Source organism: Caballeronia sp. LZ029 (genome assembly GCF_031451275.1).
GTDB lineage: Bacteria > Pseudomonadota > Gammaproteobacteria > Burkholderiales > Burkholderiaceae > Caballeronia > Caballeronia jiangsuensis.
In genome coordinates, this window is sequence record NZ_JARUXO010000101.1 from 1 (window position 1) to 15,128 (window position 15,128).

The window sequence follows — 15,128 nt, forward strand, 5'->3', positions numbered from 1 at the left end:
GGACACACCGGTCGCAGCCACTCCGACGAGCGAAAACGATCGAGCTGTACCTAGCATCACGAGCGATCCGCACACCGAGCCATTGCCAACTGATGCGGCGGGCGACGGCGGCAGCGTTGCGAGCGCTCAGCACAAGAACGTCAGCAGCGCAGTTGCGATGCGCGCCGACGGTCCCGTGGAACGCATCGAAAGCCACACGCCAGCAGCCGTTTCCGCACCGGTGGCGTCGCAGCCTGCGGTTGCAATGTCACCGCCCGCTGACACGCCGTCCTCCCCCACTTCCGCGACCAACTTGGACGGTCTCGATGGGATCTCACCTATCGCAGAGGCGCTCCTGAAGACGCTCGCCGGCAAGGCACGCACCGGTCGCTTGGACGAATTGAAGGCGTTGGAGTTATTGCGCCAGGCGGTTCTGCTCTAGCGGCAACGTCACGACCTATGAACACAGGGCGCCAGGACAATCGAATTCGCGCTGCGCGCGGCGCGGGGGTTCGTGCCTTCGTGCGCAAATGCCGAGTTGTCGGGGTCGACGCGTAAGAACCGCATCGGTCACAGACCGCTTGCCGGCCTGACTCACTACGCCACGCGGCGTCCGTCGCCCGCGCCGACGTCCGCCTGTCCTTGTGCGATATTCTCGACGTCAATCTCAAGCGCGGACAGCCGGGCAACTTGAACGGGAAGTAACGCATAGGCGAAGCGAAGCTCGTGCAGGCGCGCCCTCCAGTAGCAAACGCTTATCGGCAACGGAACGGATGTTGCCCGTACTGCCGTCACCACTTTCTGTATATGCGCGAGTTCACGATCCGCTTCCAGGGACGTCCGCTTCGGCACGTCGGCTGAAGTATCCGGCACTTGATGATTTCGCTTTGCTACGATTGACTTCATACGCTGTGCGTCTCCTGATCCGTTGAGACCAGCGTATCGAGGCTCACGAGAAGTCAAGGAAGCATGCGGGGGCGTGTCGGACCGTGTCGCTGGAGTGTAGGTCCTTGCCGGGCTCACGCAAAGGCGCAAGCGGCGCCGACGCGCTACGTCAGCAGAAACCTGTTCTCTTCTTGTCTAGCGCCGGTCGGCCTCCATGCGCGTGTGCAACGCTCGCCCAACCAGCGAGTCCGCATTGCGAATCAGGCTTCGCACGCAATCGTCCACCGCTCCTTTAGAGACCTGATTCGCACTTGCCGCGGCGATGAGGGCATCATAGGCATCGTTGACGTCAGTCATCGACACCTCATAGCCGTAGCCGGCCTCCATCCATTGCAGTGCGCACAGCGCACAGTCCATCGCGAAACGGGACTGCTTCGTCTCGAAATCTCGCGCGGCGCGTATGAGCGTCTTGGGATCGGTGGGGCTCTGTCTGGACAGCGCAATGGCCTGATCGAACAGCCCGGCGTCTTTGGCGGCGGCAAACCATTTGCCTTCGGACCCAGGCTCGCTTCGAACCAGGTCCGATAAGATCGTTGCGGGGGCTTTCCCGGGATATTTCTTGGTGATCGCGCGGAAAGTTGCGAGGTACGTGCCTGCACGATTGGCGGCAAACGCATAGCGCTCGTAGGCCTCCTCGGTCATGCCGGACTCGAGGAGGATTGTCTCGCAGGTGCGCGCGATTGCGGATTCGGGCGCATTCAGCCCTCGGCTCGCTTCAGCAAGGCGAAGTGCGTCGCCCGGACGTCCGAGGCAGACCAGCGCGTCGACGGCCCAACGCCGATACCACCAGGAACTTAGGCGATCGCGCCGCACAAGCTCAACGATTTCCTCGAAGCGGCCGGCTGCGTAGAGCGCACTCAAGCACGGCACCACGCCGACGAAGTAGTTGAATCCTTCCGCCTCCAGCACATGGGTGACGAGCGGCAACAACCGGTCGGCCCAGTAAGATGCCAACGAGGGCGTCACGCACAAGGTTCCCCAGTGTTCGCCGAGGCTCTCAATGTAGGGCATCTGATCGTCCTGCAACGCCTCGAAAAGCCTTTCCAGCCAGCGCTCCCGTGCTGCGGGCGCAACGTCGGCGGCGGCAATCAGTGGGACGAGCGCCTCGATTGCACGATTGACCGCGCTGCCCAGTGCGCCCGATGAACTATCGACGTGCTCGAGTGCAGGCGACAGTTTTTCAAGAAGAAGAACAGCGCCGTCGGCCGCGAGCGCGCGATCGGTGCGGGCGACCGAACGAATCTCGGAGACCGCCTCCTTCAGGCGTTGGATCGGCAGCGACGATCTCCATCCGAATGCGTTGCGTCGAAAGCGCGAAGCGAAGGTCCATTTCGGTGAGGGCATGACAGTCACGTTCCGTCAGCAGAGTGCAGCGCCGAAATCGTCGCGACACCAGCAGGTGCGGCAGTTGATGTGCGATAGTCGGTAGTAGATGCTCGTCGTTTCGTGGGCGCTTTCAGGACGCGGCCAGCATCGTCCCCCGACAGGTGTCGGCACCGCAGCGGCACGCATAGAGCCTTTTGAGCGCAGCAGTTTTTCGCCCTTCCACGATTAGTCCATAGTCGATAAACAACTCTTCGCCTGGCTTGATGTCGCGCAGCGCGAGGAAGAAAACCCGGCTGCCGTCTTGTTCGGCCTCGCAGTTGGGCGCGCAGCTGTGATTGACCCATCGCGCCGAGTTGCCGCCCTGTGCACCGTCAATCACGCGCCCGTCGTCGAGATCGAAGTAAAAGGTATGGCCGTCTTCGGCGGCCGAGCGCGCATACTCGCGCCGCGCTTGCGCCCAAAACACGCGCTTGCCCTTGTATTCCAAGATCGTTTCCCCAGCACCGATCCGGGTCAGCGCAAATACGCCGCGTCCGTGGACCGGCGAAGAACGAACAACGATACGGCGCATAAGCGTCCTCTTTCCTGTTGCTGTGACGCGATGAGAGACACGATGTGCCGCCGCGGCATCTTGGCATGATACGATCGCCGCACGCCCGTCGATACCCTTATGCCTTCGTCCACCGGTCGCCGCCGCATCAAACGCAAACCGCCCCGCGGTACCCTCATGCGGTACGAGGATCGAATCGTTGAGGTGCTGGGCGAAGCGCGTGGCCGACGGATCATGATCCGCTCGATTCATGCGGACGGCACGGAACGTCGCACGGCCGTCAAGCTCAATAGCCTGCGGCCGCTCGACGCGCAACTCTTCTAAGTCGGCGGCGTGAAAGGCGCCGCCCTCACTCACGCTTGGTTGACGGCGTCCTTGAACGCCTTGCCCGCGGTGAATTTAACCGTCTTGCCCGCCGCGATCTCGATTGGCTCACCGGTCTTCGGATTACGTCCCGTGCGCGCGGCACGTTCGCCGGTGCCGAACGAGCCAAAGCCGATCAGTTGGACGGCATCACCTGCCGCCACCGTCTTCGCGATCGTCTCCAACACGGCATTGATGGCCTCCTCTGCAGCGAGCTTGCTCGTGCGGGCATCAGATGCCACTGCGTCAATCAGTTCCTGCTTGTTCATTGAAACGCTTCCTTTCTGTTAGAAACAAACCGGATCATACCGAACGCTGTCCACCCATCGGATCGCAGACCGTCTGATATCTAGAGTCTGCGTCGATCACATCCAGATCGAACAGATCCGAGGTCGCGCTGCGCGCGTCAAGCAGCTCCGGCAAGTCACCATTTCGGACCTTTGCCAGCGTGTCCGGCGACAGCCAGATTTCCTCCATGGCCTCGATGCCCTCTGCGATCATCCGCTGGAGAAAGAACGATTGTTTCCGGCCCGTTGCCTCTGCCAGCACCCGCAAGCGCTGTTCGATGACGGGGTCAATGCGCACCGCCACGACCCGCAATTTGTTCTCTGCCGATCTTCTCATCTGTTCCTCCTTTTGGCCGTCGGCGCGACTGCAACGCCAACTGGCCGTGGACCGCGCCGCCCCGCAGCGCCATCCGATCATTATCTAAGGGCGACCTTTCACGCTCGCCGTTTTGCCAGCCACTGCCTTGCGGGCGGCTCGCCTGGCTGGCGGACTGGCTTCGGCGGTGGACACGCGTCGCGTAGAGGGCCGCGCCGCTGTGCGCAGCGACTTCAACTGTTCCTGAAGTGACGCATGGGCCGCTTCGAGCGCGGCGAGCTTGCCCTGAAGGACCCCGGTCTGATGGCGCGCATCGCCTTGCTGCTCCTGCAGCGCTTCGATGGTGCGACGGTGCTCGGCTTCTCGCTTGTCTGCCCGCTTGGCCGCCTCGGCCAATTCTTTCTGAGCCTTTGCTGTGACGCTGCGTTCCCGATCGATTTCCAGGAGCGCTCGCTTTTCCGACGCGCGCAAGCGCTCCTCGGCACGGTTGGCCGTCTCGCGAAGCTTATCCAAATCACGCGAGAACGTGTCGCGCACCTTCTCCAGCTCCCGCTCGCGAGCGACTGCCTCTTCGCCGAGACGCTTGATCTGCGCCTCGAGCGCTTTACGCGTGGCGGCCTCTTCCGCTTGCTGTCGCTCCAATTCCCGAATCTCGACCTGGGCCGCTAGCAGTGCCGCGGTACGCTGCTCCAGCGCCGTTTCCGTCCGACCCAGTTCTTCCCGTGCGGCGACGACCTTTTGTTCTGCCTCGGCGCGACTCGCTTCGACTTCGTCGCGCAGGGACGTCAGTTCGGCCTGTGCAGACGTCGCCGCCCGAGTCCAGAGCGTCCCAATCAGCTCGCCCGCCGCTTCGCTCAAGTCCGTCGGCAAGTCCGGGTGCTCGATACGCACCCGGCTTTTCTCGCGCAGCTCTGCCCAGAACTCGCTCAACACGGAGGCCGGCGTGCTCATGGTGCCGCGGCGGACCAGGTTGTAGAGACGATTGGCGGTCGGCGGGACGCCGAAGCGGAAGAACAGCAGCGCGCACACCTCGCGATAGAGCTCCCGTGTCTTGGGGAATTCGATCTTGAGGCGCTCGATGTCCGCCGCGAGACGGGTTTCGTCGGAAAGTGGTTCGGACATAAGCGGATAAGAGCCGAGAATGCAAGAATAATACAACGTATTTCGTTACTTATCGAACTCATCGACGCTGTTGATTTGACATTAACCGTATAATGTTGAGATTCCTATGCCGAGTTGCCGCCAAAACGAACGTGACTTCAATGCCCCCTGTGCCGACCTCACCGCCCTATGCGTTGCAACCGGCACCGCTCGAGACGCTCGTCATTCCCCCCGAGCTCAATGGGTCCGCGGGGCTAAATCGGTCAGTGACAGGGCGCGCCCAGATTGCCGCCGATCACGACCTCGATGCGATCCGCGCATGGCTGTCACGCTTTGTCGACACGAAAACCACCTTCGAGAATTACCGCAAGGAAGCCGAACGGCTCCTGCTCTGGTCGGTCGTCGAGATGGGCAAACCCCTCTCTTCTTTGACCCATGAAGACTGCTTGCGCTATCAGCAGTTTCTCGCCGACCCGCAGCCTGCCGGCACATGGGTAGCCGGGGGCGGACGCAAGCATCCGCGCAGCGACGCGCGCTGGCGGCCGTTCTACGGTCCGCTGTCGCCGTCCAGTCAACGCCAGGCGACCGTCATCCTGAACGTGATGTTCTCGTGGCTGGTCCAGGCTGGCTACCTGGCCGGCAATCCGCTCTCGCTCTCGCGCCAACGCACGCGCCACGCAGCGCCTCGCATCACCCGTTATCTGGAGCCAAGCGTGTGGCAGGAGGTCAAGGACTTCATTGCGACGATGCCCAAGCAGACGGACCGGGAAAAAGCCCATGCGTACCGCGTTCGATGGTTATTCACTCTGCTCTATCTCGGCGGGCTGCGCATTGCGGAGGTCGGCGCAAATACCATGGGCCAGTTCTTCGTAAGACAGGATGCGGACGGCGGGCTGCGCTGGTGGCTGACCGTGCACGGCAAAGGCGACAAGCAACGGCTCGTGCCGGCCTCGCGCGAGATGATGATGGAACTGTCCCGCTATCGGCAGCACCTCGATTTGAGCGCCCTGCCGTCGCCCAATGAAGACACCCCGCTCGTGTTGCCGATCGGCGCCACGGCGTCAAACGAACGCACCAAGACGTGCGCGCCGCTTACGCGCGCGGCGCTGCACGCCATCGTCAAGGACGTCTTTGCGGGCGCTGCATCGCGCCTACGTGAACGCGACGATGCGCAAAGCGCGCGGGCCGATCTGCTCGAAAAAGCTTCCGCGCATTGGCTCAGGCACAGCGCCGGCTCGCACATGGCCGACCAAAAGATTGACCTGCGCATGGTGCGCGACAACCTCGGCCATGCCTCGCTGACGACGACCAGCATCTATTTGCACGTCGACGACGATCGGCGCCATCAGGATACCGAAGAAAAACACCGGGTAGACTGGTGAAACTCTGCTAGGTCGCCTAACGCGTCCCGATGAGCGCACCGCCGATTCTGTCCGTCAACCGTACCTCTGCTCATGAAAGTCCTCGTACCCGAACCCCAGATCTCAACAGACAAACAGGCCCTGAGCTTCGTGATTGATTGGCGCGGAGAAAGCGTGACGTGCGTCGTGACGCGCAGGTGCTTGGAAGTCTTTTTCTGGCTCCCGCTCAATGCGGACGATAGCCGACTGGTGAGCGTGTTCAGGGACGGGTTCGCTCGGATCGAAGCGGTCGCCCGACGAAAGCTGCGGGCGCGGCCAACGCGTCACGTTCGCCTGACCGAGGCTGATTTTTCGGGCCGAGACACGTCCGCTGGATTTAACGAGTGCCGACGTGAGCGAATTGTGGGCACGTTGTCGTGACGCGCCCGGACCGCAAAGCTCGTGACGAGGGTAGGCATAAAGAACAACGACTGATTCGTTGGGGGCCGAGCACACTCATTCTTGCTCAAGCGATACCGAGTACGCGGAGCAGGATGAGCTCGACACCTATTTGGACCACGTGGAGGTCGCGCACCCGTTCGATGCAATGATCTCCTCCGACGACGTGAAAACGTCGAAACCGGCGCCTGATGCGTTGAGATGACGCTGAACAAGTTCGGCGTCCCTGCAACGCACGAGGGCTTCGATTTTCGAAAAGTGCTGGAAAGTTTGCGGCGTCCTGATCAGTCCAATTTCGACTCTCAGACTCTCGGTATCTTGACGAGATCAGCCAATAGATACAGGTGGTTCACGACGGGACCGAACACGCACGCCGACGTCGAGTCGCTCTTCAAGGAGACGAGCGGCCCCGTCGTCGTCGCTCGCACCAACGACCTCCTATTCAAGGCCCCATCCAGCGACGCTGTTCTACTCCACGCGCGGAATTCCTCTTTTCACGCACCACGTCACCAAGGCTAGGACAGCCGGAGGCCGCGCCTTCAGCCCACTCGCTCAAGCTTGAAATTCGCTTCGGCGTAGACCGCGTTGCATTCCCAGACCTCTTTCCCCTCCCGGACGGATACCGCCCAGCCCTTCTCAATCGTGCATCGCGCTTGCGGATAGACAGCACTGTGGCCGTTCATCGCCTCCGCTAGCGCATTTCGCGCCTTGCAGGTTGCCTGATACGTTCCGTCTCTTAGCGCCTTCGTTGCCATTGCTTCACCATGCTAGCTCATCTTTCAACCTTACCGGGCGCCCCTGGAGTCAGTCTGCGTCGCCGCTTTTCGAGGTCTCTTCGCTCAGCTTTTCGGTCGAATGGGTCCGAGTAAGCGGCACGGTGTATGGTACCTGCACCGCCCGCGGCATCTTTTGCTTCGTGGCGTCCGTGATGACGCGCTCGCCATCTTCAGTCATCCACGCCTCGACGGCTTGCGTGTACACCGATTCGAGTGCGACCCGCGCGACCCATTCAAGCTTTTCGTCGCAGCCCAGTTCATCCCATTGGTTATGTACGTCCGCCTGCGCGTTCCACTTCGCTCTCGCAGCCTCGATCACATCGTTCTCATTCATCCCGATTCCTTCGTGTCCAGTTTCAGTTGTCGCATCGCTTGATCTCGATCACCTAAAGAGGTCAAATCGTTGACAGCGACTGCAGGACCTTGTCACGGGTGAAGGAAGCAACCATTGAATAGTCGGTTGGCATGCGCTGCGGTACCTCCGCGATAAGATTAGGTTGATCACCGCAGCGCCCGCGCGGCACGACGGATGCGTCTGGCTGCCGCAGCAGCCGTATCTAAGACTACAGACCAGTCGTGATGCCACCACGCGATATATCCGTGAACGTTCAACCTTTAGACACGCGACGATACTGCCTCAGGAGTCGTCATTCCGGAAGCGTCAGCAGGTACTCGACAAGATGCAGTGGCGACAACGTAGTCCGCTACAATGGACGAAGGCTCACGGCCGAAGGCAATTAGCCATGCATCTTTTTTCCATCCTGCAATCGCGGAAACGGACAACTAGGTCCGTCGGGGTTGCCGTGTGCATCGCGTTTTTGATGTCGCCGCTCTCCATTTTTGCTCAAAGTGGAACTCGGGGCGTCGCATTCTCAGCGGCAGAGCCAGCCGCGCCCCTGCCCGCAGGGTGGAAGAACTTGCCGGTTGTGAAGGGCAAACCGATCACGGAATACACACTTGTTCGCGACGGCCAGACAACCGTGCTGCAGGCGGAAGCGAACCGGTCCGCTTCCGCCCTGATGCACGAGGGCGATATCGATCTCGCTCAAACACCCGTCGTGGGTTGGCGCTGGAAAGCGGAAGGGCCGATTGAGGGCGCCGATAACCGTGTCGGGGCGAAGGAAGATGCTCCGGCGAGACTGGTCTTCGTATTTGACGGCGACAAAAGCAAGCTGTCGGTTTTCGACCGGGCCAGCATGGAAGTCGCGAAGCACGTGGGTGGCCAGGATCTGCCCTATGCAACGCTGATGTACATCTGGTCGACGTCGGCCGCGCCGGGCAGCGTCATCGCCAACCCGCATACCGGCCGCGTACAGATGATCGTCGTCTCCGGTCAGCCTGGCGATGCGGGCCAGTGGCGAAGCCTGCACCGCAACATCGTCCAAGACTACGAAAGGGTCTTTCACGAAGCGCCAGGACGCATCACTGGCTACGGTCTGCTGACCGATACCGACAATACCGGAACCACGACACGCGCCTGGTACGGAGACATCCAATTCGTTCCCGGTCACTGACAAGGCACAACGCGCTCACTGTAGTCTTGTATCTTTCATCGATTGATCTGAGTTTAACGGGTTGCGCCACACAATCGGATGACCGGTTGGCGCTTCATCGGTGCTGCCGATCTACCTGTTCAACGAGACGTAATCCGTACAGCGCTGCGACTTGTCTTCGGCACGTCCCTCTCACTGAGCGATTCTTCGGGTCATGAACCGGTTCAACTCGACTGTTAGCGACTCGGCGGCGGGCGGCCACAATGAATTCCCATGAACGTCGCGGAAGCAGAGATGCCCCCTGTAGTTTCTGCCTTCAAGTGCAAACCGCTACGTTCGTCCCGGCTCGGCTTACTTCTTTTGCGCTCAGTCGATCTGTTTTCTCTCGTTCATTCTTGTAGCCGCTTTTTACGGCATATAAACAACCAGTCTTGCAGAAGCCAAAGCATTCTCCGCCGCGCGCGCCGATCTGCTGAAGCAAGCCTCCGCCCACTGGCTCCGCCACAGCGCGGGTTCGCACATGGCCGATCAAAAGGTCGACTTACGCCTCGTGCGCGACAACTTCGGACACGCATCGCTGGCGACGACCAGCCTCTACCTCCACATCGACGACGACCGACGGCATCGGGAAAGGGACGAGAAGCATCGCATCGACTGGTGACCGATGTTGGAAGCACGATGGTCTCTTAAGCAGGCGAGCAACACGTTTCCTAAATCGTGCGACGTCATGCCAAAATCGCTTGACCGCCGCAACACGACGAACTCGCCGTGGAAGCACTCGACCTTGAAGCACAGATTTCGGCTAACCGACGCGGCGTGACCTTCGTTCTCGTAGGAAAGAACGGCGCGGTCGAATGCATGATTGTGCGTGCCGCGCTGGAGGCCTGTTTCTGGCTGCCAGCCGATGCGGATGATGCCAAGATGTTGAAGACCTTCCACGATGGCGTCCACCGTATTCACGCTGTTGCGCATCGCAAGCTACTCGCGCATCCCTCGACGCGCTCCGAATTGACGACGGCCGACTTCTCCCGCGGCTGAGCGAGAGTCCTATCTCGATTATGCTAGTGGCATGTGTTGCTGGCGCAGCTGTGGAGGTCGCTCGCGGGGCAGACGATTAGTTGCAAAATTGTGCGGTCGCCGACCGCCATCTCGCGGCCGTTCCTTTATCGGACATTCTTTGAATCAATAGGCGAGATTGCCGAGCGACGCTCTGTGCCTTTATTTTTCAGTGAGTGTGCATTGCCCGTCCCGTGGGACGGACATCGTCTGTCGTGTCGCGGATCGATCGCGTCGCGAGGCTGGATTCTTCGCGGCGGGCCAAATATCTCTCGGGATTGAAAACATGAGCAACCAGGTTTTCAACGTGATGGCGCATGCACCGGGCTCACCCGGACAATTCAGCGAACTCGCCGCACAAGTCAGAGAGGCAACGGGCGCCGCCTGCGTAGCTCTGATAGTCGTCGACGCCGCCGGAAATGGTGGCTACAGCATCGCCGGCCCGCTCGAAGCTCAACTCAGCATTCCGCACACGCTCGAAGGAGTCGCTCTCCAGCTCCGCTCACAACTCGCGAGCTCCATCCAATAACACGCGCTCCACGACCGCAGCAGGACACAGCTCTGCTTACTCACAGCGCGCGAGGGGCGAAATCGACCCACCTCGGCCGCTCGACACTTGGTGGACAGGCCGTCTCTTGATGAATAACAACCGCCATTGGAGGAAGCGATGTAACGGTTCGACAGGCACCCCAAACGTCATCACGCTTCACGGGCGTTAAGACCGCTCACGCGCATTGCTTCGCAAGTTGCCTGAGCACAGGCCCCGCGTGATCGTGAAACCGTCTGATGCCACTGCAGAGGTAATTCAATCCGGCTTGACCATCCGGGCTGCAGACAAACCGATTCTTGGGACATTCTCCCCAACACACCTTCAGGTGCCTGCACTGACGGCAATATTCAGGAAGAGAATCCCGTTTCGCGTAGCCGAAGCGTTGCTGCTGTGGCGAGAACGCCATCTCGCCCAGATGCGTCGTCCGGATATTGCCGAGCGAAAAGGCCGGGTACACATAGTGATCGCAGGCATAGACTTCGCCGTCGTGTTCGATCGCGAGCGCCTTGCCACAGAACTCGGCGGTCACGCACGTCTGCGCAGGCCGCCCCATCGTCTGTACGACAGCCGTCTCGAACAGGTTCACCAGCACGCGACCAGCGTCTTTTCTATGCCATTCGTCAAAGGTTCGCGACAAGAAGTAGCCCCAGTCGTCGGGATCGACCGACCAGTCCGTCACGACCGAGTCCGCATTGCCCGGCCTGGCGGCGCTGCTTCCCAGCATCGGCATTGCGCCGGGCGGCCAATGCTGGGGCGCAACGCTGCGAAAGTCCTTCGGCTCCACGCACGGGATGAACTGGATGTAGCGTGATTCCAATTCATTACGCAGGAAGCGGTATACGTCGAGAGGCCTTTTGGCGTTGATGCGGTTGACGACCGTGAGCGTGTTGAGCTTCACGCCGTGCTTCCTCAGATAGCCGATGCCCTCCATCACCTTGTCGAAGGTCGGCTGGCCCTTGCGATCCCGGCGAAACGCGTCGTGCAATTCACGCGGCCCGTCGATACTGACGCCAACCAGAAAGTCTTGCTCCTTCAGGAACCTGCACCATTCGTCGTCCAGCAGGGTCGCGTTCGTCTGAAGATCGTTCGAAATGCGCCGTCCGGCCGGGGCATACCTCTTCTGAATGTCGACGATATCGCGGAAGAAATCGACGCCGAGCATCGTCGGCTCACCACCCTGCCACGAGAAGATGATCTCGTCACCGTTTTGCGCCTCGATGTACTGGCGGATGTAGCGCTCCAGCATCGACACTTCCATCCGCCGGCCGCGACGCTGATCGAGCAGGTGTTCCTTGTGCAGGTAATAGCAGTAGGTACAGTCGATGTTGCATGTCGAGCCGATGGCCTTGGCCATCGTATGGAATCGTCCCTTCTGCGCTGGCGCGGCCGGTTCGGGCGCGAGCGGTCGCGTCCCGTAAAGGAAAATCGGCTGCACTGATGTACTGCCGCTGATCTCATCCATCTCGACTCCTGCTGGTTTAGTCGCAGCTTCGACACGACCGGCGCTTCCCGCTAGGATTTTGGCGCGGGATACACGGTCTTCCAGTCCTGCTTCATGCTGACGACGACCCATCCGCGCGCGAGCGCCTGGTCCCACGCCTTGTCGAGTCGGGCGAGCGCGGATTGCCGATCATAGGCAAACTCCCTTTCGGCATCGTCGTGGTGCAGCAGCAGCGCCATTGTTTCGCCCGGGCCGCCGGCGGTGTACTCGAGCATTTCCCTGTCGCCGTCCGAATTGCCAAACGCGAGGATCGGACGCCGCCCGATCGCGCGAAAAATTCCCACTGGCTTACCAGGGCCGTCGTCAACGAAAGCAAAACCGGGTTCACGCACTAACGCGGGCTTGCCCTCACGCAACTGATACCTGAGCTTCTCTTCCGTGCCCACGATCTGCTCCGGAGGGATGCCATAAGCCTGGCTCGCCCAGACGCGCATGAATTCGGCCGTGCCGCCCGAGACGATCCAGATTTTGAAGCCATTCGCTCGCAAAAGGTCCAGCAATTCGAGTTGCGGCTGGTAGATGAGTTCGGTGAAGGGTCGCTGAAGTGTGGGATGTCGGGTGGCAGAAAGCCACGTACTTATTGCGCGATCGTACTCGTCCGTCGTCATGCCGCTGTTAGCGATCGCGAGCAATTGCACCAGAGCCTTCTTGTTTTGCTCGAGTGCCGCAGCGTCGTGTGCAAGCAAGGCCTTATAGGCAGGATTGCTCTGCCATTCCGGATGGCGCGGCGCGGCCGCCTTCACTTGGTCGATCATGAAAAGTAGCTGGAAGGGCATCGGTTGCTCGCTCCATAGCGTGCCGTCGTTGTCGAACACGGCAATGCGTGCTTCCGGAGGCACGTAGCTTGATGCTCCCTCACGCGTCACGTCGGAGATGAACTTCAGAATCGCCGCGCGCGCGGCGCCGTCCTGCCACGATGGGAGTACCGTAGCGGACGGAGTAACCGATACTGTTGGCGGCGCGTTGCTATGACTTTGCTCAACCGTATTTGCACTGCCGCACCCTGTCAGCGCGACGCACAGACAGACGAGCCACCCCATCAGAATGCCAGGCGCATGACCTCCCCGCGCGGAATCGGCTGCGAAGCGCATCTTCCCTCCTCATTTCGCGCCATACGGTGGCGGCTCGTCGCCTCTTACGCGGATGCGGGACCTTGCTTGATCCGATCCTCGGGCAAATCAGTTTCCCGTCGGCAGCGGAATGCTGAATCCATTTTTCTCCAGTTCTTCGCGCACGTACTTCAGCCGCTCGTATTGACTGAGCGTAATGGGGCCAGCGTACGCTTCGCTCTGCGCCCTACGTGGCGGGTACTTTACGTATGTCTTCATCTCCTCTTTCACCGCGCCGCTCAAGGCCGGAAGCGTCCAGGTGTGCTCGGTATAGTTGTTCATGAAGATGTCGTAGCGCTCCTGCGGGTCCTGGTACAGGTCGAACACCTGTGGAACGGTCGCGACGTAGCTCTCGGGTCCTTTCCAGCCAAGGTTCGAATCCACCGCCAGTCCACCGGTCTTCACGCCTGCGTCGCCGCGCAGGTTGAACACCGCCTTGAACTGACCGACTCGCACCGCACCCGGCGTCAATTCGTTCTCGGTGAAATAGAACCATGCCGTGCGCTTGCTCTTGCCTGTACCGAAAAGCACGGGCGACATGTCGTAGCTGTCGAAGATGATCGGCTTGCCTTCGCGATCGCTCTTCGGAAGGTCGACTCCCGCCACCGCGGCGAACGTCGCCATGCAGTCGAGACCGCCCACAATGTCGTAGTTTCGTGAGTGGGGCTTGATCTTGCCCGGCCACCAAGCGATGGCCGGCACGCGCGTGCCGCCCTCACGATCGGTTCCTTTCGTGCCTCGGAACGGAGTATAGCCAGCGTCCGGATAGACGTCCTGCCAGGCGCCGTTATCGGTTGTGAACAACACCAGAGTGTTCTTGTCGAGACCTTTCTCGCGCAGCTTGTCGAGTATGTGACCCACCCGCGCATCGAGTTCGACGAGCGAGTCCGCGTACTTGGATTTCGCCAGCGATTTGCCGATGTAGTCGGGATCGGGCATGTTGGGCTGGTGAACCTTCATGAAGTTCACATTGATGAAGAACGGCTGGCCGCTTTGCGCAGCCTCGTCTATATCGTCGAGCGCGGCTTTCTCGATGTAGCGATCGACGAACGGGATGCCGACGATCCGTTTGTCCGGTTCGTTCTGGTACTGACCGTTTAGCTTGAAGTCTTCGTGAGCCTTCTCACCTGCCTTCCCAGAAAGCATGCCCGTGGTCACCTTGGTGAACATGTCGCGGGTTTGCTGATCCATTTCCGGAAACCATTTCGGATCGGCGTAGGTATAGGCGTTCAAGTGATACAGGCCGACGTATTTCATGTCGTCGTAGCCCTGAGCGTTGGGTAGCGCGTAATCTGCCTCGCCCAAGTGCCATTTACCCGTGAAATACGTCTTGTAGTTGGCGAGTTTCAGCACCGATGCTAGTGTCCACTCGGCACGCGGAAGCCCGCCGCCCTGACCCTGGAACGCAACGGTTGTCATGCCGCTGCGATTCGGATTGCGTCCAGTCTGAAGCGCGGCGCGGCCTGGCGTGCAACTCGGTTGACCGTAGAAATCGAAGAAGGTCATTCCTTCGTCCGCCATCCGGTCAAGATTGGGCGTCGGAATTCCACGTCCTTCACCACCGCCATAGACACCGAGATCGCCCCAGCCAACATCGTCGCCTACAATCAATACGATGTTTGGTTTCGTGGTCTGCTGTGAGCTGGTCTGGGCCTGCACGTTGATCGCAACGCTCAGTATGCCGGCCGCAACCAAGGCGAAAGGCGCGCGTTTAGTCGGCTGCGCCAGCGTCGAGAAGCAATCACCAAGGTTCATTTTTTCCCCTAGATGTCGATCCAAACGGTATTCCACGGAAACGGCACACATGCAAGTGCGATTATCGGTCGCAAAAAGCTTCCAACGCCGGACACTCATAGCTCTTCATCGATATAACTTCAACGAGCGCTTGGCAAGCTTTTTCTTTTTCGGCCCCGTCACGTCCATCCGATAGTCATAGGGGTCATAGGGGTCATAGGGGTCATAGGGGTCATAGGGGTC

The 15,128-nt window shown here is 60.3% G+C and carries 17 protein-coding genes and 2 pseudogenes; 8 read left to right on the plus strand and 11 right to left on the minus strand.

The genetic code is table 11. The features are described 5' to 3' along the window. Window positions 1-421 (plus strand): annotated as a pseudogene (locus QCE73_RS37950) (hypothetical protein); the annotation flags it as partial. A gap of 155 nt (window positions 422-576) precedes the next feature. Here QCE73_RS37950 and QCE73_RS37955 read toward each other — a convergent pair. The 3 genes from QCE73_RS37955 to QCE73_RS37965 form a co-directional block, all read right to left on the minus strand. Then, window positions 577-885 (minus strand): hypothetical protein, encoded by a 309-nt coding sequence (locus QCE73_RS37955; protein ID WP_238215791.1) that lies wholly within the window; start codon window positions 883-885, stop codon window positions 577-579. A gap of 174 nt (window positions 886-1,059) precedes the next feature. Beyond that, complete coding sequence (locus tag QCE73_RS37960; protein ID WP_309885930.1) at window positions 1,060-2,268, minus strand: hypothetical protein; 1,209 nt, start codon at window positions 2,266-2,268, stop codon at window positions 1,060-1,062. A gap of 112 nt (window positions 2,269-2,380) precedes the next feature. Next, window positions 2,381-2,821: an SET domain-containing protein gene (locus tag QCE73_RS37965; RefSeq protein WP_309885931.1), complete on the minus strand. Its 441-nt coding sequence runs from the start codon at window positions 2,819-2,821 to the stop codon at window positions 2,381-2,383. A gap of 99 nt (window positions 2,822-2,920) precedes the next feature. Here QCE73_RS37965 and QCE73_RS37970 point away from each other — a divergent pair, with 99 nt between their 5' ends. After that, window positions 2,921-3,124 carry a hypothetical protein gene (locus tag QCE73_RS37970; RefSeq protein ID WP_309885932.1) on the plus strand — a complete coding sequence of 68 codons (204 nt, stop codon included), beginning with the start codon at window positions 2,921-2,923 and terminating at the stop codon, window positions 3,122-3,124. A gap of 29 nt (window positions 3,125-3,153) precedes the next feature. On the opposite strand, the gene QCE73_RS37975 is transcribed toward QCE73_RS37970, so the two are convergent. The 3 genes from QCE73_RS37975 to QCE73_RS37985 all read right to left on the minus strand — a co-directional run bounded on the left by QCE73_RS37975 (window position 3,154) and on the right by QCE73_RS37985 (window position 4,888). Beyond that, window positions 3,154-3,432 (minus strand): HU family DNA-binding protein, encoded by a 279-nt coding sequence (locus QCE73_RS37975; RefSeq protein WP_250866613.1) that lies wholly within the window; start codon window positions 3,430-3,432, stop codon window positions 3,154-3,156. Between the two features lie 34 nt (window positions 3,433-3,466). Beyond that, on the minus strand, window positions 3,467-3,787 hold the full coding sequence (locus QCE73_RS37980) for a hypothetical protein (protein WP_250866612.1): 321 nt from the start codon (window positions 3,785-3,787) through the stop codon (window positions 3,467-3,469). An 84-nt stretch (window positions 3,788-3,871) separates the two neighbouring features. Further along, window positions 3,872-4,888 (minus strand): DNA-binding protein, encoded by a 1,017-nt coding sequence (locus tag QCE73_RS37985; RefSeq protein ID WP_309885933.1) that lies wholly within the window; start codon window positions 4,886-4,888, stop codon window positions 3,872-3,874. Window positions 4,889-5,028: 140 nt separating this feature from the next. On the opposite strand from QCE73_RS37985, the gene QCE73_RS37990 reads away from it, so the two are divergent. Together QCE73_RS37990 and QCE73_RS37995 are read left to right on the plus strand one after the other, a co-directional pair. After that, the gene (locus QCE73_RS37990) at window positions 5,029-6,249 is read left to right on the plus strand and encodes a tyrosine-type recombinase/integrase (RefSeq protein ID WP_309885934.1); all 1,221 of its coding nucleotides are present in this window, start codon (window positions 5,029-5,031) and stop codon (window positions 6,247-6,249) included. A 72-nt stretch (window positions 6,250-6,321) separates the two neighbouring features. After that, a complete protein-coding gene (locus QCE73_RS37995; protein WP_309885935.1) occupies window positions 6,322-6,648 on the plus strand; it encodes a DUF1488 family protein in 327 nt (108 codons plus the stop codon). A 557-nt stretch (window positions 6,649-7,205) separates the two neighbouring features. Here the strand turns inward: QCE73_RS37995 and QCE73_RS38000 are convergent. Together QCE73_RS38000 and QCE73_RS38005 are read right to left on the minus strand one after the other, a co-directional pair. After that, entirely contained in the window at window positions 7,206-7,421 is a 216-nt protein-coding gene (locus QCE73_RS38000) for a hypothetical protein (protein WP_309885936.1), read from the minus strand. 49 nt (window positions 7,422-7,470) lie between these two features. Continuing rightward, on the minus strand, window positions 7,471-7,776 hold the full coding sequence (locus QCE73_RS38005; RefSeq protein WP_309885937.1) for a hypothetical protein: 306 nt from the start codon (window positions 7,774-7,776) through the stop codon (window positions 7,471-7,473). A gap of 409 nt (window positions 7,777-8,185) precedes the next feature. Between QCE73_RS38005 and QCE73_RS38010 the strand changes: the two genes are divergently transcribed. The 4 genes and pseudogenes from QCE73_RS38010 to QCE73_RS38025 all read left to right on the plus strand — a co-directional run bounded on the left by QCE73_RS38010 (window position 8,186) and on the right by QCE73_RS38025 (window position 10,520). Then, on the plus strand, window positions 8,186-8,956 hold the full coding sequence (locus QCE73_RS38010; protein ID WP_309885938.1) for a DUF3047 domain-containing protein: 771 nt from the start codon (window positions 8,186-8,188) through the stop codon (window positions 8,954-8,956). A gap of 436 nt (window positions 8,957-9,392) precedes the next feature. Next, window positions 9,393-9,596 (plus strand): annotated as a pseudogene (locus QCE73_RS38015) (tyrosine-type recombinase/integrase); the annotation flags it as partial. A gap of 107 nt (window positions 9,597-9,703) precedes the next feature. Then, a complete protein-coding gene (locus QCE73_RS38020) occupies window positions 9,704-9,973 on the plus strand; it encodes a DUF1488 family protein (RefSeq protein ID WP_309885939.1) in 270 nt (89 codons plus the stop codon). 304 nt (window positions 9,974-10,277) lie between these two features. Then, complete coding sequence (locus tag QCE73_RS38025; RefSeq protein ID WP_309885940.1) at window positions 10,278-10,520, plus strand: hypothetical protein; 243 nt, start codon at window positions 10,278-10,280, stop codon at window positions 10,518-10,520. Between the two features lie 196 nt (window positions 10,521-10,716). Here the strand turns inward: QCE73_RS38025 and QCE73_RS38030 are convergent, their stop codons facing one another. The 3 genes from QCE73_RS38030 to QCE73_RS38040 all read right to left on the minus strand — a co-directional run bounded on the left by QCE73_RS38030 (window position 10,717) and on the right by QCE73_RS38040 (window position 14,906). Then, complete coding sequence (locus tag QCE73_RS38030) at window positions 10,717-12,003, minus strand: anaerobic sulfatase maturase (RefSeq protein WP_309885941.1); 1,287 nt, start codon at window positions 12,001-12,003, stop codon at window positions 10,717-10,719. A gap of 50 nt (window positions 12,004-12,053) precedes the next feature. Then, entirely contained in the window at window positions 12,054-13,133 is a 1,080-nt protein-coding gene (locus tag QCE73_RS38035) for an HAD family hydrolase (RefSeq protein WP_309885942.1), read from the minus strand. Window positions 13,134-13,220: 87 nt separating this feature from the next. Next, window positions 13,221-14,906, minus strand: a complete 1,686-nt coding sequence (locus QCE73_RS38040) for an arylsulfatase (RefSeq protein ID WP_309885943.1) — start codon at window positions 14,904-14,906, stop codon at window positions 13,221-13,223. Between the last annotated feature and the right edge of the window lie 222 nt (window positions 14,907-15,128).